Origin of the sequence: Pseudomonas sp. HD6515 (assembly GCF_024971855.1) — a bacterium.
GTDB lineage: Bacteria > Pseudomonadota > Gammaproteobacteria > Pseudomonadales > Pseudomonadaceae > Aquipseudomonas > Aquipseudomonas alloputida.
Genome location: NZ_CP079827.1, coordinates 2,845,017 through 2,863,452, shown reverse-complemented (window position 1 = coordinate 2,863,452; position 18,436 = coordinate 2,845,017). Strand labels below are relative to the sequence as shown.

The following is an 18,436-nucleotide window of genomic DNA, read 5'->3' as shown; positions in this document are numbered from 1 at the left end:
CAATCAGCGAAGGGAAGTCTCAAGCACAAGCAACAGGGCCCTGCGGCCGCTCGCCCATTTCGGCAAGGCGCAATGCATCAGAGCTCAACCATTCCTGGTTGGCATCGACCACTCCCTTCAGCATCGCGTCCACCCACTGCGGCAGTTCGGGGTGCAGTCGGTAGTACACCCATTGACCCTTGCGGCGATCCATCAGGATTCCAGCCTCGCGCAACTGGGCAAGATGCCGGGAGATCTTCGGCTGGCTCAGCTCCAGCGCGTGGGTAAGTTCGCAGACACAGAGTTCGCCTTCACGGGCGATCAGCAGGGTCATCCGGGCCCGGGTGTCATCAGCCAGGCATTTGAAAACGATGGGGGGAGTCAGTGTTTCCCGCATGTGACCTCCTGGGGAATGCGTGTACGGCCAATATCTGGAAATCCGAATATATGCCTATTCAAATATGCGGTAAAGCAGATATTTATAATTGCCTCGCCTGACGGGACGTCATAAAACTGGAAAAAGCCCCCGCTCCGGGACCTATACTGGCCTTCGATACCATCCCCAGAGTCCCCAATGAACCAGTCTGATATCTCTGTCCGATTGCTTGGTACCGATCAAATCCAAGGCCTGGCTGCGCATCTGACTGCAGCGGGCTTGCCGACCCAAGACCTTTTGCAGCCCGACCGAATGTTCTATTCCTTTCACCGGGGAGAAACGGAGTTGGGATACGGGGGCATTGAAGGAAGTGGCCGGACTCGTCTGATTCGCTCACTGGTTGTCGTACCGGCCCAGCGAAAGTCAGGGATCGGTACCCTGCTGCTCAGAGCACTTGAGCGAATAGCGGAAGCTGACGGAGCCCAGAGCCTTCATCTGCTGACCACTACAGCACCCGACTTCTTCGAGGCTCGGGGATATGAGCACAGAGACCGATCCCAAGCCCCAAAGGCAATTTCCAATTCGGAGGAGTTCAACAGCCTCTGCCCGACGTCTGCGGTCTACATGGTGAAGGAGCTTGGCGACATGAACTCGGTGTCACCACAGGTAACTCGCCTCCACGAACGTCAGTGAGTTCGTTCTCAGGTGTCCCAGGAACGAGTCCTGCGGCCCCCGAAAGATGTCGAACTGAATCGACCTCGGTTTCGTAGACTCCTCGAACGGCTGCAAAGGGTCGGTTAGCGCCTCTGGATCGGGCTGACCATCCTTGTCCTCCCTCACATGGAGGACAAGCCATGAACGCCATTACGACCAACAGCCATCAGCCTTGGAACAAAGGAAAATTGGTCGGGCAGAAAACTCCGCTCCGACTGAAAGATATCTGGGCCATTCGGGTAAGGCTCCAAATCGCGGAAGAAACTCGGGATTTGGCCCTTTTCGATCTGGCCATCGACAGCAAGCTACGAGCCTGCGATCTGACCAAGCTTCGCGTACGCGACGTTGCTCATGGGGAGCACGTGTCATCGCGAGCGATAGTGATGCAGCAGAAAACCCAGCGGCCCGTGCAGTTTGAAATTACAGAGCAAACACGGCTGGCCCTACAGGCCTGGATACATCAAGCCAAACTCCACAGCGAAGATTGTCTTTTTCCAAGCCGATTACACGCCTCAGTGCATCTCTCCACCCGGCAGTACGCCCGAATCGTCAAGGCGTGGATAAAGTCTATTGGGCTAGATCCAGCTATGTACGGCACCCACACGATGAGACGTACGAAGGCATCGCTGATCTATCGCAGGACGAAGAACCTGAGAGCAGTTCAGCTCCTTCTCGGCCATACAAAGCTTGAAAGCACGGTGCGATACCTGGGCATTGAAGTCGATGACGCATTGGAGATGGCAGAGCAGACGGAGGTTTGACAGCGTCCAGCGACGGTCGAGGTATGACCGTCGCGATTCGACCCATTGAAGCCGTTCAGACCAAGCAGTGGATGCCACGGCCTACGCTGCTCACTGATCGGCCAAGCATAGATACTGATGTAACTGCTCTCCTAGAACCTCGAACGCCTGAGCGATCCTGTTGATTTTGCGCAGGTCATTGTGCATTGCGATCCACACCTCTACCTCAAAGCCAAAATCGAGGGGTAGGACATGTACCAGGCCGTGCGATTTTGCGATTCGCGTCGGGCAGAGTCCGAAGCCCAAGCCCGCTTTCAGAGCGGCCAGCTGAGCAAGGTGATGATCAGAGGCAATGGCGAAATGCTGGTCGGCATCGCACAGACCAGCATCGACAAACCGACGCAAATCCGCTGAGCGTCTATCCGGGCCGATCAGCGGCAGCTGGCGAAGCGACAGCAGCGAGGCTGGATTACCATAGCGCTCCAGGCACCCGGCACTGGCATGGATGCCAATCTGCAAACTACCGACACGCCGCACGGTGATATCCGCTTCATTGGGCCGCATCAGCCGGACCGCAATGTCCGATTGCAGCCTGGCGATGTCTTCAAGGGTATCGCTTATGCTCAACTCAAGTTTGAGCCTGGGGTATTCGTAATGGAAAGGGGGCAGCAGGTCGGGCAATACCTCGACGCCAAGCAACTCGCCACAGGTCAGCCGAATCGTGCCGTGATCCACCGACGCTTCAGAACTGGCCATGCGGTTGAAGGTTTGCGCGGCCAGGTCCATGGCCTCCACATGTTCAATCAGGCGCTGCGCTCCGGCAGTAGGCGTCAGCCCTTGAGGTGTGCGGGTGAACAGACTTACACCGAGAGCGTGTTCAAGATGGTCCAGGCGCCGACGCGCAGTGGCCTGGGCGATACCCAGCAACTTCGCCGCGCCGCTCAGGCTGCCAGAGCGCAACACGGCGAGAAATACACGCTGGCTTTCCCATTCAATGCCGCTCATACATTCTTAGCCAACAGTTGCTCCTAATTTGATCTTCTGCCCGAACCCGTGAAAGGCGATCATTCGCCCACATTTTTCCGGGCGTCATTGTAAGGAACCAACGCATGAGAATCACCGGTCAGTGCCGATGTGGGCAAATCACCCTTGAGATCGTGGCGCAGCAATTGCCGCCGCTGTATGCCTGCCACTGTTTGAACTGCCAGCGCTGGAGCGGCAGTGCGTTTGGTCTGCACATGCTGAGCGCGGCTTCGGCTGTTCAGGTGGCTGGCGAAACGGCGATCTTTGAGCATGAACACCAAGGTCAAACGTCTACCCAACATGCCTGCGGTACATGTCATACCCGGCTGTTCAACGAGACCACGGCAGCACCCGGCATGCGAGTGGTACGGGCCGGCATCCTGGAAGGGACTGAGTGTTTCGAGCCGGTTGCGCATATCTGGACTCGGCGCAAGCAGCCATGGCTGGTGCTGCCGGCGACTATCGCGCAATGGGAGGAGAGCCCCACGCCAGAAGCATTCGCTGCCGCGTTAGGGTAAAAGAGCTTGCTCCTCCATAAGTGAAGGCGTCGCTCGCCGAACGGCAAATTATCACGGTTGACTAGGTCCGCTTTGGGTCGATAGCGGTCCAATCGCGACCCACGGTCCTCGACCGATTAATCGGTCAAGAAGGTGGGTGAATTAGAGCAACGTCTCTGACTGCGCCGCACCACACCTATTGGTAAAGCCTTGAGCACGGACTGGAGGAGCTCATGATAGCTACCCTCGTCTCCTCGGCTACTACATCGTCTGACAGGGCGCAGGCTCAAGCGCTATGGTAGGTATGATTGGTGGAGGCCGCGCTGGCCTCCTAGAACCGATAGCGGACGGGGAAAATACTTTGAGTTCCGAATCGCTGATGATCGGCTGGGATGTTGGTGGCTGGAACTGCGACCGGAATCGCCTCAGCCGAGATGCTCTAGTGGTGATAGATCAGAACCTGCAGATGCGAGGTAAGCCGTGGCGAGGGAATCTGCGCGAGCAGATCAATCAGGCGAAGACCACTGACGACTTTGTGCGATCACTTCTATTAGCCTGTGATGTCGAGATTGTCCGTCGCGACGCGACCGTCGTTTTGGGAATCGACACCCCATTGGGTTTTTCTACCGAGCTAGTGAACTTGCTGGTAAGTGGCCACTCTGTGCCGGTAGTTAACGCGTCAGCTACCAACCCCTATTTGTTTCGCTATACCGAGCGTTTTTTGTTCGAACGGGGATTATCTCCGCTGTCAGCCATCAAGGACATGATCGGTAGTCAAGCTACCAAAGGCATGCATGTACTGGCACGTTTCTTACCCAACCGCCCGTGCTGTGGTATTTGGACGGATGACGCGCAGGTGACGCCATCGAGGTCTACCCCAGCTCTGCAAAACAGTCGGCGGTAGTCAAAGACTTAAGGCAGCGTTGCTTGGGGTTTTCTGGGGCCTCCAGCGATGACTGGTATGAGGATGAACGAGATGCGCTCACTGCTGCGCTTATTGCCTGGCTCTTCAGATTCGAGCCCAATCGCTTAGTCTGGCCTCCGTCAAATGTGCCGGAACAGGAGGGATGGATTTTCGTACCCAGAGACTCACTGGCAACGGCTTCACTCCTTTAGTTCTACATGCTGCCCGATGGTCGGATGAAGTACCCAATGCCTCACCATTGCCGTTGCGCTACGGGTCTCGTCGACTATGTTGGAGAGATACTCATCTAATACTAAAGTCGTAGGAGGGTCGCATGCGTATACGGGGTGATGCTTTCTGGAATTGGGCAGATCCAACCCTTCACCACCGTACTCATGATGAGACTCTAAACGACGGCACGACCATCGACGTCCAAGTGCGCTTGTCGCGTACCGGTGGCACGCAGATGTTCATCGGTGTGTATGCACGCTTCGGAATGGTGCTTTACGAGGAATCCTTCGACTCGCGACCTGGTGAGTCCATGACTCGTGCTCTCGCGTGGGGCGTGGGCCGCGCTAGACGGATCGCGACCGATCCGCACTTAACCCAAGAACATTTAGCTTCATAAGTACGCTGAGGGCCGGTGCGTGGCCAATTCAATCAACCTTGCGGGCAAAAGAAAGCCCGCTGCTAGGCGGGCAAGGGAGCATCTATCACGTAGGGATAGCTTGAGTGTGCCCAATAGGAAGTGAAAATTGGGTGAAGAAAAAGTCTCCGTGAGGTGATAGTTGCTGGGAATCTCAGGTAGCGGCTTGAAGTGCAGCCACTCTCGGCAAACATCATCAAGGGGCGCCTTCTGGCCAGAGGTAGCCGTTCATTAGCATCGGCTTTGTGTCGAACGTCGACGATCGCGGGATCACTGGCCACCAGGGCTTGATCCAAGGGTGTATGGTAGTGTGAAACGGGAGGCCAGAGCGGTCTGCCTCCCCCCAACTCATGTCGCCGCCACATGCACCTACTCGCTCTATTCCTCAGGTAATTTCATGACATTGAAGTCATCGTTCGCCAATGTGCTTCGAGTACTACGTAGTCAGCGAAACATCACCCAGCGCGGATTTGCCGACACGACCAGCCGCACCTACCTGTCCAAGCTCGAAACCGGTAGATCGAGTCTCACGCTGGACAAACTTGAGCAGCTTAGCGAGCGATTGGAAGTGAGCCCTTTGACGCTGGTGGCATTGACGCTGAGCGAGGATACAGGGCAGACGGCAAATGAGTTGCTGGTCAGGACCAGGAACGAGATTCGAGCACTTGAATCGCATGGTCGAATTCCAGGACTACAGGCCACCCTGGGGGACGATTTAGCTGCGACTCCTTCGTTGACCAGCTCACGCAACCCCCGAACGAAAACAGCTCCACGCGCTGAGGGCGCACTTCAGGCAGAGCTGTCATTCTCCGAATGATGGCTAGCTGTACTTTCAAGCGCTCGCTGCAGCGCTCGTAATAAGCACGCAGCGCCAGCTTGTTCATATACCGCCTCAATTCCTCACTCCAGTCTCACCCCACTTCTGCCCAACCTCGCCAGAAAACGAAAGATCGAGAATCCTTTTAATTCGTGCATGAACTCGCCCCCGCAGTGATGGTGGCGACCAGAGATTGCTCTGGAGCTCGCCATGAGGACGTATGCCTTCCCATTGCTTGTGATTTACCTAGTAACCCTCCCGGCGGTTGCACAGGAAACTCGCGAGCGCTCGGATTTGGAACTCATTCAACGACAATTCACTGCCATCGATCAGTTGGCCGATCGCGCGAAAAACGGCTCAGAAAATATCGATGGCGCGCGCTATCGCTTCGACTATCTGCGGTTTGCGGCAGACCTCGAACGTGTGCGTGAAGGCATCCAACAATACTTGTCGCCCTCCCGGGCGCAGCCTGCCGACTTAGTCGAGTTGGCCGATCAGTACCGTGCTGAAGCACCTCACTCGAGCCCCTGCCATGAGCATGACTGACACCCAACTCACAGCGTTCTCCGCCGTTGCCGGCTTTGCCCCGCAGCTCAGTTCGGTGCTGTGGCGCTCATCGGTGTTGGTGCTCGCGTTGCTCTGGTGCACCTGGGCGCTGTGGACCGGCTACCGCGGCTGGGCGGCCGGCAACATCAATTTTGGCTCGCTCGGCGGCAGTACGCTGCGTCTGGCCCTCGCCTTGATCGTGCTGATGTTTTTCATGCTGTCGTAATCAGGAGGCCTTGCTATGAACCTCTCTCGTGGTTGTCACCGCCCGCTTCGCCGGCTGCGGGCTGCCTATGTAAAAGCCCTGCTCGGCGGCTTGGCGCTGCTGAGCTCGACGCTGGCTTGGGCTGACCTGCCGACCATGGAAGCTCCGTCCCGCGGCGAAGGCTCAGGCCTGATCGACACCATCAAGAACTATGCCTACGACGGCGGCATCCTGCTCGGTCTGTTGATCGCTACCCTCGCCTTCCTTGGCGTGGCGTGGCACTCGCTGACCGTCTACGCCGACGTGCAAAACCAGCGCAAGACCTGGAAAGACCTCGGCGCCGTGGTCGGCGTCGGAGCGCTGTTGGTGGTGGTGATTCTGTGGTTCCTGACCAAAGCCGCGACGATTCTGTGAGGCAGCCATGTCCGACGTCCCTGCTACCCTCCCCGACGGCACGCTGACCTTCCTGCCGGAACGCCTGAACCGCGATCCAGCCGTCCTGCGCGGCCTCACCAATGACGAGATGTGGGTCGCGCTGATTGTCGGCGCAGTACTGGGTGTGGTCCTTGGCGGGCCGCTGGCGGTGGCCTCCGCCTCCATCGCCACCCTGCCCACCTGCATGTTCCTGTGTATGGCGCTGGTGCTGCTCGGTGGCGGCAAGCTGCTGCGCCGGGCCAAGCGTGCTCGTCCCGAAACCTGGCTGTACCGACGCCTGCAGTGGCAACTGGCGGTGCACTGGGGCATTGGCTCTCAGTACCTGATTCTCCACTCCGGCCCATGGACTGTCCGGCGCACACGCCGACCTGCGAGGACCAACCCATGAGCCGTTTCCGCAACAAGGTGGATGCACAGCAGGCGCACATTTTCAGCCTGCGCCTGGCCGTAGCGACCCTGGCGCTGCTGTGCACTGGGCTCTGGTACGGCTGGCAGTCCGCCCCCTCCGAACTGACCATTCACGTACCACCGGATCTGCGCTCAGGTAGCACGCGCAAATGGTGGGACGTGCCGCCCGAAAACATCTATGCCTTTGCCCTGTACATATTCGGCCAACTCAACCGCTGGCCCACCGACGGCGAGGTCGACTACCACCGCGCGATCTTCGCCCTGCAGCCTTATCTGACACCGGCGTGCAAGACCTTCTTCGATGGCGATTTTGAGTACCGCAAGGCAGCCGGCGAACTGCGCGGCCGCGTACGCGGCGTATACGAGGTGCTGGGGCGGGGCTACAGCGACGACCCCGACCTGCGGGTAAAGCAGTTGGATAAGCACAGCTGGCTGGTCAAGCTCGACCTCAATGCCGACGAATATTACGCCGCCGAGCCGGTGAAGCGCGTCGTCGTGCGCTACCCCCTGCGTGTCGTGCGCTTTGACGTCGATCCCGAGCACAACAAGTGGGGCCTGGCCCTGGACTGCTACGAAGGCACACCGCAGAAGCTGACACTGCCTGGAGGTGCATGATGATGCGTATCTTGATCCTGATGCTGGTCTCGATCGCCGGCTGGTGTTCCGCTGTGGGTGCCGTCGAGGTCAAGTACTGGGACCGCCTGCCGCTGGCCGTGCCGCTGACGGTGGGCCAGGAACGAATCCTCATGCTGGATGAGGATGTCCGCGTCGGGCTCCCCAGTGCGATCAGCAGCAAGCTGCGCGTGCAGTCGGTCGGTGGCACGGTGTACCTGCATGCGTCGGAAGCCATTCCCCCTACCCGCCTCCAGCTGCAGTCGGTGAAGTCGGGGGACATCATCCTGGTCGACATCGAAGCGTTCGAGGGCAGCGAGGCGCTGGAGCCGGTCAAGATCGTCGCTCAAGCGCAGACGCCGGACGTGAACACCGCGCCGGACGCAGCGCCTACAGCCACGCCGGTACCGGTAGTGTTGACTCGCTATGCAGCGCAAAACCTGTATGCGCCTCTGCGCACCGTGGCACCCTTGCCTGGTGTGCGTCGGGTCCCGCTAGGCGAGTCCTCAGGATTCAGCACACTCCTGCCGACCGAGCACGTATCCATCAAGGGGCTCGCCGCTTGGCGGCTAGGCGATTATTGGGTGACGGCGGTGAAGATCGTCAACCGTGGGCCGGGCAAGGTCACACTGGACCCGCGTCACCTGCAGGCCGCGCTGTATGCCGCCACCTTCCAGCATGAGTACCTGGGGCACGCCGGCACACCTGAAGACACCACCGTGGCGTACCTCGTCACCCGGGGTGGCGACCTGAAGCATGCGCTGCTGCCACCTCCTGCACCGGAGGCCGCCGATCATGAAAGCTAACGGCTTGCTGAAATGGCTGGTGCCTGCGGTCCTGCTGGGGATTGTGCTGATCATCGGCAAATCCTGGGTGTCTGCGCCAGACGCTCAACCTGCCCATGATCCCGAAAACACCGCCCTCAGCCCAGATCAGGCCAAGGCCCTCGGCATTGCCGGCGACACGCCGCGCGACACCGTGGCCACGCTGATTGGCCAGGTCAAGGCGATGCGCAGCGAGATGCTGTCGCTGAGGAAAGGCAATGAGACGCTGCAGACCGAGAACAATCGGCTGCGCACGCGCGAAGGCAATATCGACAGCCGCATTCAAAACACGCTGAGCAGTGTCACGCAGCAGGTCACCGAACAGCGCCAGCAGGCCAACGATGCCCGGCAGAAGGCCGAGCAGCAGCACCGCGAAACCCAGGGTCTGCTGTCCCGGCTGAAGGACCAACTCACCAGCAAGCCGACCGCGAAGTCCGATGTCCCCGTGGGCTTTGGTCTCGAGCCGGGTGACGGACAACAATTTTCCGGGGGCCAACCGCCAGCGGATGCGGTGCAATGGATCGAGCCGTCCAACACTCGAGCTGTTCAGAAGGGGGCCAGCAAAACCGAGGGGCCGTTGTCATCGCTGACGTCGAAGTTCAAGGATCTACATGGCCTGGACAACAACGCGATCGACCGGGGCCAAGACCATCTACGCGCCGTGGCCAAGGGCGAGCGCGATCTGGAAAACACTCAGGATCGCGCCGAGGGGGCCAAGCCGGTCTACACCATCCCCGAGAACTCAACCCTGATGGGCTCGGTCGCCATGACCGCCCTGATTGGTCGCGTGCCGGTGGACGGCACGGTGAACGATCCCTACCCGTTCAAGGTACTGGTGGGACCGGACAACCTGACCGCCAACGGCATCGACCTTCCCGACGTGGTCGGCGCCGTCATGAGCGGGACCGCGGCAGGCGACTGGACTTTGTCCTGCGTGCGCGGCCAAGTCGAGTCGATCACCTTTGTCTTCAGCGACGGCACCGTTCGCACGGTGCCGCAGCCGCAGAAGGTGGTCAGTCGCAACAGCAGTAGCTCCCAGGCCTCGGACACCGAAAAAATCCGCGGCGGCCTAGGCTACATCTCCGACCCCTACGGCATTCCCTGCATCGCTGGTGAACGTCGCTCCAACGCCCAACAGTACCTGGGCAGCCAGAGCCTGATCACGGCAGCTGGCGCCGGCTTCGCGGCCGCGCTGGGTAGCGAGCAAACCAACACCTCATTCATCAACTCGGCCAGCGGCAGCCTGGGGCTGTCGCAAAACAGTGGCAACAGCGCGCTGAACTCGGTCATCAGCGGTGGCATCGCCGACATCCGTGACTGGATCAACAAGCTCTACGGCGAAGCCTTTGCCGCCATCTACGTCCCGCCGGGGGCCAAGGTGGCCTTGCACCTAAATCACGAAATCAGCATCGACTACGAACCCAAAGGCCGGAGAGTGAACCATGAACGCCCATCCGTTTCGGTACTGGACCTGGATTAGCGTGCTGCTTTGCCTGCACCTGACAGGCTGCACCACCAGCAAGGACGAAATGCTGCCCCATGGCGACCACACCATGCTGGATATCTGGAACAGCGCCGGCGCGGTCGGCACGCAGCAGCAGTTGCAGGAGGCCCGAGGTGAGCTGCGCCGACCGGTGCTCGATCCCGAACGCCTGATCAAGGACCAGAGCGCCTACACCCGCACGGCCGCCAACGAGATCCGCGCTCAGTTCCCGCGCCTGCCCAATCCTGATCTGGCGATGTACGTCTACCCGCACCTGTCCGGTACCCAACAGGCACCCGTGCCTGGCTACTCGACCGTGTTTCCGCTGTACGAGAAGGTCCAGTACGCGCTGCCCGGCGAACGCCTGGATGATCTGTGATGGACGATGATGCAGATCGCACGTCGCCGCGCTGGCAGCCTTGGCGCGCGGCGCAGCGTCGACGCGCTACACGTGCGGATGAGGCTGCCCAGTACGCGCACAACCCCAGCTTTACCGACCACTTGCCCTGGGTCGAATACCTTGAGGAAGAGCAGTGCTTTTTGCTTGACGACAACCGCTCGGTGGGTGCCGTGTTCGAGTTGCAGCCGATCGGGACCGAAGGCCGTGAGCCCGAATGGCTGATGGCAGCGCGCGATGCGCTGGAAGATGCGCTGCAGGACAGCTTCGACGAGCTCGACCAAGCACCCTGGGTGGTGCAGTTCTTCTGTCAGGACGACAGTGATTTTTCTCCGTACCTGGAACGCCTGGCACAGTACGTCGCACCGCGGGCGACAGGCACCCCCTTCACCTCCGCCTTCCTCGCGTCGATGCAGCGCCACCTCGACGCCATTGCCAAGCCAGGCGGCTTATTCGACGACCCTGTCGTGTCACACCTGCCCTGGCGCGGCAGCAATCGGCGGATTCGGCTGGTGGTCTATCGCTGGCTCGGTGACCAGGCCGACGACGAAGGGCAAAAACCCGCTCAGCTGCTGGGAAGGACCTGTGACCGCCTCATGGCCTCGTTACAGGCCTGCGGGGTCAATCCTCGTCGGCTGAATGGGCGTGACTTCTATGGCTGGTTGCTGCCCTGGTTCAATCCAGCCCCGACCCTCACTAACGAGCGAGCGGCGGAGTTCTACCGGCGTGTGCCCTACCCGGAGCCCGATGACGGCGATGGCCTGTCATTGCCGTTCGACCATGACTTTGCCGAGCGCCTGTTCTTCCACGAGCCACGCTCGGACAGCGAACAGGGGATGTGGTACTTCGATCAGCAGCCGCACACGGTGATGGTGGTCGATAAACTGCGCAGGCCACCCCATATCGGCCAGCTGACCGGCGAAACCCGCAAAGGCGAGGCGCTCAATGCCTTGTTCGATCAACTGCCGGAGCAGGCCATCCTGAGCCTGACCTTGGTGATCACACCCCAGGATGTGCTCGAGGAGCAGCTTAATCGCCTAGCGCGCAAAGCCATTGGCGAAAATCTGGCCTCGACCCAGACCCGTCAGGACGTGGAAGAGGCCCGCGCGCTGATCGGTCGCCAGCACAAGCTGTATCGCGGTACCTTGGCGCTGTACCTGCGCGGCGTCGATGTACAACAATTGCGCCAGCGCTCGATCCAGGCGGCCAATGTACTGCTCGGTGCCGGCCTGCAACCGGTGCGCGAGGGCGATGAAGTGGCCGCCTGCAACAGCTACCTGCGCTGGTTGCCGATGGTTTACAACCCTGCGCGCGACCCGCGCAACTGGTACACCCGGCTGTTGTTTGCCCAGCATGTCGCCAATCTGCTGCCCCTGTGGGGACGCAGCATCGGTACCGGCAATCCGGGCATTACCTTTTTCAACCGAGGTGGCGCGCCGCTGTCGTTCGATCCCTTGTCACGCTTCGACCGCTCCATGAATGGCCACCTGCTGTTGTTCGGCCCGACCGGCGCCGGCAAGTCGGCCACCCTGGTTTCAATCCTGATGCAGGTCATGGCGGTATACCGACCACGGTTATTTATCGTCGAAGCCGGCAATTCCTTCGGCCTGCAGGGTGACTACTTCGCCACCCTCGGCCTGACCGTCAACAAGGTTCAACTCAAACCCGGCAGCGGCTTAAGCCTGGCCCCCTTCGCCGATGCCCGCCGGCTGATCGAGCGCCCCGACCAGGTCGCCAGTCTGTCGACTGAGGATCTGGATGAGGAGGCTTCGGGCAGCGACGAGCAACGCGATGTGCTGGGCGAGTTGGAGATCACCGCCCGCCTGATGATTACCGGGGGCGAAGCCAAGGAAGAGGCGCGCCTGACCCGGGCAGACCGCAGCCTGATCCGCGAGTGCATCCTCGACGCCGCTCGGCACTGTGCGGCCAGCAATCAGCAGGTGCTGACGCGCCACGTTCGTGATGCACTTCGAACGGTGGCCAGCGACGCGCACCTGCCGGACAAGCGTCGCGAGCGCGCTCAGGAAATGGCCGAATCTATCGACCTGTTCTGCCAGGGCTTCGAGGGTGCGCTGTTTGACCGACCGGGCACGCCCTGGCCGGAAAGCGATGTCACGATCGTCGACCTCGCCACCTATGCCCGTGAGGGCTATGAAGCGCAGATGTCGATCAGCTACATCAGCCTGATGAACACGGTGAACAACCTTGCCGAGCGCGACCAGTACCGCGGTCGACCGATCATCATGGTGACTGACGAAGGCCACATCATCACAAAGAATCCGCTGCTGGCGCCCTTCGTAGTCAAGGGCACCAAGATGTGGCGCAAGCTCGGTGCCTGGTTCTGGTTGGCAACGCAGAACCTGGCCGACTTCCCCGACGCGGCCCAAACCATGCTCAACATGATCGAGTGGTGGATCTGCCTGAACATGCCGCCGGCGGAGATCGAAGAGATCGCGCGCTTCAAGAAGCTGACGCCAGCACAAAAGACCCTGCTGCTGTCGGCGAGCAAGGCCTCGGGCAAGTACACCGAGGGTGTGGTCCTGTCGAAGCAGTTCGAGACGCTGTTTCGCGCGGTACCGCCGAGCCTATACCTCGCTCTGGCCATGACCGAGCCCGAGGAAAAAGCCCAGCGCTGGCGGCTGATGGAAACGCAACAGATGTCCGAACTGGAGGCGGCGCTGCAGATTGCGGCGGACATCGATCGCTTGCGCGGCATGTACTGAACCTCGTAGCCCACGACGCTCCATAGCCTGTCGAGCATTAAAAAACGACAAGAGTACATTTGTACTCCATCGGTAATTCTGGACAGGTCGCAGCCCTTATCCCGGCCGTTGCAGAAACCGAAGGCACCAGCCTCGGTTTGTCCGTCCACATCCTCTACCTGATCCGCGATGCTGCAACTCGGCGCATGGATGCACACCGTTGCCCCTAGCCGAGTGCTGCCGATGAACCTGACCGCCCCATGCCGAACGCCCCAGCCGAAGAAACCTGGCCGAGGTTGCGGCTACATCGCGATCGCTTTGCTCGTAGCTGCCGGGCAGTGCCTGGCGTTGACCACCCCCGCCATCATTGCCTCCGTCACGTCGCTGCAGTGCCTGGAGTACCGAATCGTCGGGATCTGCTATTGGCTGCTGTGTTCGCCGTTCGGCTGCACGGTGCGAAGCTCGCCCAAGGTTCGCCACTTCATTCCCGAATTGGTGGTGTCGAGCTATTCCGATACCGGTAGTAACCCCTGGAGCGAGATGTCTGATCTCTCGGCACCGACCCCCCTGTCGCAAGGCGGGGGTAATCTGATCACGCCCTCGTCGCAGCGCAACAACCTGCCCCGCTTCAAGAATGTCGACGGCATCGGGCATCCGGGCGGCGCTGCATTGACGGCCTTGGCCCACAGTTTCGGCTATGCGTGTCCGAGCGGGGCGGTGCCGCTTGCGCCCTACTATCTCAGCACGCTCGATCCGCTGGCGTGGCGCCACGTCATTCCCGAGTCCATGTACCCGCAGGCACTGATCCCAGGCATGCGCGAGATCGGTAGCCAAGCCCTCGGCAACATGTGGGGTAACGTCTATCCACGCCAGGGTTTCCTGGTACAGCCCGACGACTTCAAGGCTGCCGCAGTGATGGCGCAGCGCGCCAGTGACTTCATCACCCGCGTTGGCCAGCCACACGTGTATTTGCCGCTGCAGCCGATGCCATCGCCTGGCTATTGGCCGCCGCAGCCGGTGATGGAGAACAACGTCAACAACCACCGCTGGCAGCTGCTCACTCCGATGCTGCAGAGCACTTGCGCCATCTTCCCCAGCCCAACGATCCAGAGTGCCGAGGGCGCTTTCGCCTGGTCGCTGTGGCGCCCGTACAGGTGCTGCCAACGCATGGGCCAGACCTTCCTGTTCAGCATCGACTTTGATGGAGGCCAGTGATGAACACCCTCTCGCTCGGGTTGGTATGTCTTTTCGTATGCGCCGCTGGCCACGCCGCCGAGAGTGGCTACCACCTGGGCGACCAGGCCCAGGTGTTGGACGACCGGGTGATGTACACCATTGGTGGTGGATCTGCAGCGGGCGCGCCCTCCTCGCTCTACCGCCCCAGCGGACTCGGTGTGGGCCTGTCCTGGCGGGCGAACATGATGTGCGGAAACATGAACCTCTCCAACACTCTGCAGAATCAGCTCAATGGGGCCACGCAGGGTTTCCAGCAGATCATGGGCAACGTCATCCAGAACGCCACCCAGGCGGTGATGTCTCTGCCGGCAATGATCATTCAGCGTGCCAACCCCGGGCTGTATGAGCTGCTGAGCAACGGCGTGCTGCAGGGGCGCATCGACTTTGACCGTTCGAAGCTCACCTGCCAGGCGATGGCGGCGAAGATGGCTGACAAGGTGGATCAGGCCGGTTGGGGGGCACTGGCGCAGAACCAGGAAATGCAGCACAACCTGGAGCAGTCCGACGGTGATGCCGTGACTGCGGTAAAGGACACCGAATCGAACAACGGCAACAACGGGGTCAGCTGGGTCGGCGGGCAGAAAGCCGGCGGTCATGGCCAGGCGCCGATCCGGGTGACCTCGGACGTGGTCAAAGCGGGCTACAACCTGCTGCACAACCGCTCGGTCGAAGACACCTCGGCCGTCGGCTCGAGTTGTCAGAACGGCGCGATCTGCCAGGCCTGGGCGAGCCCCGAGGAGGCTGCCGAATGGGCCGCTCGCGTGCTCGGCGAAACCGAGGTGGAAACCTGTGACGATTGCGAGACGCTGCGCGTGAGCGCGGGCGCAGGTCTTACGCCACTGATCCAGGAAACCTACACGCAGCATCTTGAGGGCTTGCAGCGCATGCTGTCGGGCGCAGAGGAGCCCACGCCAGAAAACCTCGGTAAAGTCTCCAGCCCGTTGCTGCAGGTCTCGCGCGGCGTCATCGAGGGCCTGCGCGATGACCCCGACCAGAACCTGCTGGCCCGACGTTTGGCCAGCGAGACCGCGTTATCGAGCGTGATCTACAAAGCGATGCTGCTGCAGCGCACGTTGCTCGCCGGTAGCCGTGAGCCCAATGTGGCGTCGGCGCAGCCCGCCACCACCGCCCTCAACAGCAACGTCGAAACGCTGGAGCGCGAGATCCGCCTGCTGCAAACGGAGTTGCAAGTGCGCCAAGCGCTGGCCACCAACACCGCCAGCCTGGTCCTCGATCGCCATGCGGGCGGTGCCGATGCCTCACGCAGTATCGACCAGCGCGATCCACGCCCAGACCGCCTGCAGCGAGCGGATCAGGGAAGGAGCACGCCATGATGCCGTTTTCAGTGAGGAGCTCGGTCGTTCGGGGCCTGCTGATCCTCGGCGTCGGGATGGTCATGTTGCTGATTGCCTCGATGGCGCTGCAATTGAGCGGCCCCCAGTTGGAATGGATCAAGGAGGCACGGGGGAGCACGCCCTTTTTCGGCTACTGGCGAGCCCTGCTGTACGCGCTGATCCTCGCCGGCTGGGCCGCAGCACTCCGCTTGCGGCCGCACCCGGAAGAGCAGCAACGGCTATTGCGCTTGGGCCTGATCGGCTTCGGCTCGATCATCCTGGTCGAACTGTCGCGCGCGTGAGGTGCAGCCATGAACATGAGCACCAACAGCTACCTTGAGTACTACCTGTCGCTGCTGGCCTGGATCATCAACAACGGCATCTGGAACACGCTGGCAGACACCGGACTGTTCGCCGCGCCGTTTGGGGCGATTATCCTCCAGGAGTGGTTATCCGCCCGCCAACAGGGGGCCGACGAGGGCAACAAGGGCTTGCTGTCGATCCCCCGCGTCGAGAACCGGCTGTGGATGAGCTACGTCGTCATCCTGTTTGGCTGTATGCCGTTTTTCCCGCTGAACCTCTCCTCGGTGACCTTCGATGATGCGGCGAGCCAGCGCTGTGGTGTATCGGTGGCCAAACCCGCTGACACGGCCTGGGGAACCACCTTCAACACCATCGGCGAGAAATCAGCAAACGTGCCGGTGTGGTGGTACCTGGTACATGCCATGAGCAAGGGCATCACCGCTGCAGCGACGGCGTCGATACCCTGCGCGCCCGACATTCGTGCGATGCGGATGGAGATCGACAGCTCGCGGATCAATGACCAGGTACTGCTGCAGGAAGTCGCCGACTTCACCCGCGACTGCTACGGCTTTTCACGCTCGCGGCTGTTTACCAACCGCCCTGAGCTGGACGAATCGCAGAGCTACGATGCGTCCTGGATTGGCTCGACTTACCTACTCGACACGCCGGGCTATTACGACAAGGATCGCTCGCGCACGCCCCGGGTTGATTGGCCGTACGACGAGACGCGGGACACCTCCCTGCCCCGGTTGGACAACGGTGCGGGCTACCCAACCTGCAAGCAGTGGTGGAGCGATGCCACGGTCGGAATGCGGGATCGCCTGGTTGCCGAGGTCGATCCCAATCTGCTCACGCAGTTGCGCGGGTGGCTGACCGGACACAGCTCCACCGAAATCGAAAACGCGACCCTGCGTGAACTGGTTAGCCCGCGCCAGCAGTCATTGAGCATGGCGCCGGGTCAGGTGTTCCAGGACTATGGCAGCAGTGCCCGAGGTGGATCGTTGACACAGGGGCTCAACAACCTGGCCACCAACACCGGCCTGGCCTTGGGCTCGTTCAGCAATTTCCCGGCGATGAATGCCCTACGCGCGGCACTGCCAATGGTGCAGGCCTTCCTGATCATGGGCACGATCATCAGCTTGCCGCTGGTACTGCTGATCAGCACCTACCAACTCAAAGCGTTGATGACGGTCACCTTCGCGCTATTCACCCTACACATGCTGACGTTCTGGTGGGAGTTGGCCCGGTGGATCGACTCGAGCATGCTCGACACGCTGTACCACCAGGTCTCTGCCACGGACCAAGCGCTTTTAACATTGCCAACGGCAGGCTTCATGGATGGGACGGTCACCGCGCAGGTGATTGAGTACGTGATGGGGGCCATGTTCTTCGTACTCCCAATGTTTTTCCTCGGTGTAATGAGCTGGGCGGGATACAACGTAGGCAGCGGTGTCCAGACGCTCTTCACTCGCGGATCAGAAGGAGCTCAGGTACAGGCTGATAAAGGATCTTCTCAACTCATATCGGGAGCCAAAAAGTTAAGATAATTGATTATCTAGGAGACCCATTATCATCGTACATCTCAGGATATTTGCTTTGGTGCTGGGGATGACTTACCTCGTATATCCGAGGTTGCCTATCACTTTTAATGGGCAGCGCCGCGAGGGTCCACAGAGCAACCATTCCGATCGCCAGGAAAAAAGCGACTGATGCGACAGCAAGCATCAGCATCAACTTAACGATCTGCATACCCACCCGGCGATACCCAAGCGGCACCTTCGCCAAAATCGGTGAGTGCAAAACGCTGGTTTCTAGCTGATTCACCAATCGTCCCGCTCGACCTGCGGCACGAATCAAGTACTTGCCGAATGGAGTACGGCTGGAGTTTGAAGTAGCTTGGGCCGTCATTTTCGTACCTCCGTTTACTTCACCGCACGTGCGGCCAAACCGCTACAAAGAGTTTGGATCCAAGCTCTAGCTTACTCCTCCCCCACGGTTTTCCATGACCGTTGATCACTTGGTTTACGCTGCTGACCGCCAGTGGCACCGCATGGATTGACGCATTGCACCCTTCTGAAAATTCCTATTGACGCAATGCCGGCCCGCTTGATAAATCGAACTTGCAAGCGCTGGTAACCCGGCACCCCAGGTGGCCATAACCTTAAAGGCTACGTCACTCCCGTGATGGTTGTCCCAAGGGCGATTAGCGTTCGGTGGCTCGCCCGGTTACCGCTCCCGCGGTGATGAGCGCTCTT

22 protein-coding genes are annotated in these 18,436 nt (G+C 60.4%); 19 read left to right on the top strand and 3 right to left on the bottom strand.

Annotated elements, in window-relative coordinates:
• Nucleotides 1-19: 19 nt before the first annotated feature.
• A complete protein-coding gene (locus KW568_RS13270; RefSeq protein ID WP_060492512.1) occupies nt 20-376 on the bottom strand; it encodes a metalloregulator ArsR/SmtB family transcription factor in 357 nt (118 codons plus the stop codon).
• Nucleotides 377-553: 177 nt separating this feature from the next.
• Here KW568_RS13270 and arsN2 point away from each other — a divergent pair, with 177 nt between their 5' ends.
• Entirely contained in the window at nt 554-1,048 is a 495-nt protein-coding gene (gene arsN2 / locus KW568_RS13265; RefSeq protein ID WP_060492511.1) for an arsenic resistance N-acetyltransferase ArsN2, read from the top strand.
• Nucleotides 1,049-1,209: 161 nt separating this feature from the next.
• Nucleotides 1,210-1,830 carry a tyrosine-type recombinase/integrase gene (locus tag KW568_RS13260; protein ID WP_060492510.1) on the top strand — a complete coding sequence of 207 codons (621 nt, stop codon included), beginning with the start codon at nt 1,210-1,212 and terminating at the stop codon, nt 1,828-1,830.
• A gap of 90 nt (nt 1,831-1,920) precedes the next feature.
• On the opposite strand, the gene KW568_RS13255 is transcribed toward KW568_RS13260, so the two are convergent.
• Nucleotides 1,921-2,814 (bottom strand): LysR family transcriptional regulator, encoded by an 894-nt coding sequence (locus tag KW568_RS13255; protein ID WP_060492509.1) that lies wholly within the window; start codon nt 2,812-2,814, stop codon nt 1,921-1,923.
• A gap of 104 nt (nt 2,815-2,918) precedes the next feature.
• Between KW568_RS13255 and KW568_RS13250 the strand changes: the two genes are divergently transcribed.
• From KW568_RS13250 to KW568_RS13170, 17 genes are all read left to right on the top strand, one after another.
• Nucleotides 2,919-3,350, top strand: a complete 432-nt coding sequence (locus tag KW568_RS13250) for a GFA family protein (protein WP_060492508.1) — start codon at nt 2,919-2,921, stop codon at nt 3,348-3,350.
• 340 nt (nt 3,351-3,690) lie between these two features.
• Nucleotides 3,691-4,233, top strand: coding sequence for a hypothetical protein (locus tag KW568_RS13245; RefSeq protein WP_232876987.1), 543 nt, complete (start codon nt 3,691-3,693; stop codon nt 4,231-4,233).
• A gap of 334 nt (nt 4,234-4,567) precedes the next feature.
• Nucleotides 4,568-4,861, top strand: coding sequence for a hypothetical protein (locus KW568_RS13240; RefSeq protein ID WP_063423904.1), 294 nt, complete (start codon nt 4,568-4,570; stop codon nt 4,859-4,861).
• Nucleotides 4,862-5,276: 415 nt separating this feature from the next.
• Nucleotides 5,277-5,696: a helix-turn-helix domain-containing protein gene (locus tag KW568_RS13235; protein ID WP_063423903.1), complete on the top strand. Its 420-nt coding sequence runs from the start codon at nt 5,277-5,279 to the stop codon at nt 5,694-5,696.
• A 210-nt stretch (nt 5,697-5,906) separates the two neighbouring features.
• On the top strand, nt 5,907-6,242 hold the full coding sequence (locus KW568_RS13230) for an RAQPRD family integrative conjugative element protein (RefSeq protein ID WP_063423902.1): 336 nt from the start codon (nt 5,907-5,909) through the stop codon (nt 6,240-6,242).
• Complete coding sequence (locus KW568_RS13225; RefSeq protein WP_063423901.1) at nt 6,229-6,468, top strand: TIGR03758 family integrating conjugative element protein; 240 nt, start codon at nt 6,229-6,231, stop codon at nt 6,466-6,468. Before KW568_RS13230 ends, KW568_RS13225 begins: the two co-directional genes overlap by 14 nt.
• A gap of 15 nt (nt 6,469-6,483) precedes the next feature.
• The gene (locus KW568_RS13220) at nt 6,484-6,861 is read left to right on the top strand and encodes a TIGR03745 family integrating conjugative element membrane protein (protein WP_063423900.1); all 378 of its coding nucleotides are present in this window, start codon (nt 6,484-6,486) and stop codon (nt 6,859-6,861) included.
• Nucleotides 6,862-6,868: 7 nt separating this feature from the next.
• Entirely contained in the window at nt 6,869-7,270 is a 402-nt protein-coding gene (locus tag KW568_RS13215; protein WP_063423899.1) for a TIGR03750 family conjugal transfer protein, read from the top strand.
• Nucleotides 7,267-7,905, top strand: coding sequence for a PFL_4703 family integrating conjugative element protein (locus tag KW568_RS13210; RefSeq protein ID WP_063423898.1), 639 nt, complete (start codon nt 7,267-7,269; stop codon nt 7,903-7,905). Before KW568_RS13215 ends, KW568_RS13210 begins: the two co-directional genes overlap by 4 nt.
• On the top strand, nt 7,905-8,708 hold the full coding sequence (locus tag KW568_RS13205; RefSeq protein WP_063423897.1) for a TIGR03749 family integrating conjugative element protein: 804 nt from the start codon (nt 7,905-7,907) through the stop codon (nt 8,706-8,708). The genes KW568_RS13210 and KW568_RS13205 overlap by 1 nt, the downstream gene beginning before the upstream one ends.
• Nucleotides 8,698-10,206 carry a TIGR03752 family integrating conjugative element protein gene (locus tag KW568_RS13200; RefSeq protein WP_179027873.1) on the top strand — a complete coding sequence of 503 codons (1,509 nt, stop codon included), beginning with the start codon at nt 8,698-8,700 and terminating at the stop codon, nt 10,204-10,206. The genes KW568_RS13205 and KW568_RS13200 overlap by 11 nt, the downstream gene beginning before the upstream one ends.
• A complete protein-coding gene (locus KW568_RS13195; RefSeq protein WP_063423895.1) occupies nt 10,169-10,588 on the top strand; it encodes a TIGR03751 family conjugal transfer lipoprotein in 420 nt (139 codons plus the stop codon). Before KW568_RS13200 ends, KW568_RS13195 begins: the two co-directional genes overlap by 38 nt.
• Complete coding sequence (locus KW568_RS13190; RefSeq protein ID WP_063423894.1) at nt 10,588-13,329, top strand: conjugative transfer ATPase; 2,742 nt, start codon at nt 10,588-10,590, stop codon at nt 13,327-13,329. Before KW568_RS13195 ends, KW568_RS13190 begins: the two co-directional genes overlap by 1 nt.
• 222 nt (nt 13,330-13,551) lie before the next feature.
• Nucleotides 13,552-14,523, top strand: coding sequence for a TIGR03756 family integrating conjugative element protein (locus KW568_RS13185; protein ID WP_179027772.1), 972 nt, complete (start codon nt 13,552-13,554; stop codon nt 14,521-14,523).
• A complete protein-coding gene (locus tag KW568_RS13180; protein WP_063423892.1) occupies nt 14,523-15,878 on the top strand; it encodes an integrating conjugative element protein in 1,356 nt (451 codons plus the stop codon). The genes KW568_RS13185 and KW568_RS13180 overlap by 1 nt, the downstream gene beginning before the upstream one ends.
• The gene (locus KW568_RS13175; RefSeq protein WP_063423891.1) at nt 15,875-16,180 is read left to right on the top strand and encodes a hypothetical protein; all 306 of its coding nucleotides are present in this window, start codon (nt 15,875-15,877) and stop codon (nt 16,178-16,180) included. The genes KW568_RS13180 and KW568_RS13175 overlap by 4 nt, the downstream gene beginning before the upstream one ends.
• 9 nt (nt 16,181-16,189) lie before the next feature.
• Nucleotides 16,190-17,728, top strand: a complete 1,539-nt coding sequence (locus tag KW568_RS13170; RefSeq protein ID WP_063423890.1) for a conjugal transfer protein TraG N-terminal domain-containing protein — start codon at nt 16,190-16,192, stop codon at nt 17,726-17,728.
• A 4-nt stretch (nt 17,729-17,732) separates the two neighbouring features.
• On the opposite strand, the gene KW568_RS13165 is transcribed toward KW568_RS13170, so the two are convergent.
• Complete coding sequence (locus KW568_RS13165) at nt 17,733-18,089, bottom strand: hypothetical protein (RefSeq protein ID WP_063423889.1); 357 nt, start codon at nt 18,087-18,089, stop codon at nt 17,733-17,735.
• Between the last annotated feature and the right edge of the window lie 347 nt (nt 18,090-18,436).

Coding starts and splice junctions, on each gene's coding strand:
- KW568_RS13270 (WP_060492512.1), bottom strand. CDS start 376: ATGCGGGAAACACTGACTCCCCCCATCGTTTTCAAATGCCTGGCTGAT.
- arsN2 (WP_060492511.1), top strand. CDS start 554: ATGAACCAGTCTGATATCTCTGTCCGATTGCTTGGTACCGATCAAATC.
- KW568_RS13260 (WP_060492510.1), top strand. CDS start 1,210: ATGAACGCCATTACGACCAACAGCCATCAGCCTTGGAACAAAGGAAAA.
- KW568_RS13255 (WP_060492509.1), bottom strand. CDS start 2,814: ATGAGCGGCATTGAATGGGAAAGCCAGCGTGTATTTCTCGCCGTGTTG.
- KW568_RS13250 (WP_060492508.1), top strand. CDS start 2,919: ATGAGAATCACCGGTCAGTGCCGATGTGGGCAAATCACCCTTGAGATC.
- KW568_RS13240 (WP_063423904.1), top strand. CDS start 4,568: ATGCGTATACGGGGTGATGCTTTCTGGAATTGGGCAGATCCAACCCTT.
- KW568_RS13235 (WP_063423903.1), top strand. CDS start 5,277: ATGACATTGAAGTCATCGTTCGCCAATGTGCTTCGAGTACTACGTAGT.
- KW568_RS13230 (WP_063423902.1), top strand. CDS start 5,907: ATGAGGACGTATGCCTTCCCATTGCTTGTGATTTACCTAGTAACCCTC.
- KW568_RS13225 (WP_063423901.1), top strand. CDS start 6,229: ATGAGCATGACTGACACCCAACTCACAGCGTTCTCCGCCGTTGCCGGC.
- KW568_RS13220 (WP_063423900.1), top strand. CDS start 6,484: ATGAACCTCTCTCGTGGTTGTCACCGCCCGCTTCGCCGGCTGCGGGCT.
- KW568_RS13215 (WP_063423899.1), top strand. CDS start 6,869: ATGTCCGACGTCCCTGCTACCCTCCCCGACGGCACGCTGACCTTCCTG.
- KW568_RS13210 (WP_063423898.1), top strand. CDS start 7,267: ATGAGCCGTTTCCGCAACAAGGTGGATGCACAGCAGGCGCACATTTTC.
- KW568_RS13205 (WP_063423897.1), top strand. CDS start 7,905: ATGATGCGTATCTTGATCCTGATGCTGGTCTCGATCGCCGGCTGGTGT.
- KW568_RS13200 (WP_179027873.1), top strand. CDS start 8,698: ATGAAAGCTAACGGCTTGCTGAAATGGCTGGTGCCTGCGGTCCTGCTG.
- KW568_RS13195 (WP_063423895.1), top strand. CDS start 10,169: ATGAACGCCCATCCGTTTCGGTACTGGACCTGGATTAGCGTGCTGCTT.
- KW568_RS13190 (WP_063423894.1), top strand. CDS start 10,588: ATGGACGATGATGCAGATCGCACGTCGCCGCGCTGGCAGCCTTGGCGC.
- KW568_RS13185 (WP_179027772.1), top strand. CDS start 13,552: ATGAACCTGACCGCCCCATGCCGAACGCCCCAGCCGAAGAAACCTGGC.
- KW568_RS13180 (WP_063423892.1), top strand. CDS start 14,523: ATGAACACCCTCTCGCTCGGGTTGGTATGTCTTTTCGTATGCGCCGCT.
- KW568_RS13175 (WP_063423891.1), top strand. CDS start 15,875: ATGATGCCGTTTTCAGTGAGGAGCTCGGTCGTTCGGGGCCTGCTGATC.
- KW568_RS13170 (WP_063423890.1), top strand. CDS start 16,190: ATGAACATGAGCACCAACAGCTACCTTGAGTACTACCTGTCGCTGCTG.
- KW568_RS13165 (WP_063423889.1), bottom strand. CDS start 18,089: ATGACGGCCCAAGCTACTTCAAACTCCAGCCGTACTCCATTCGGCAAG.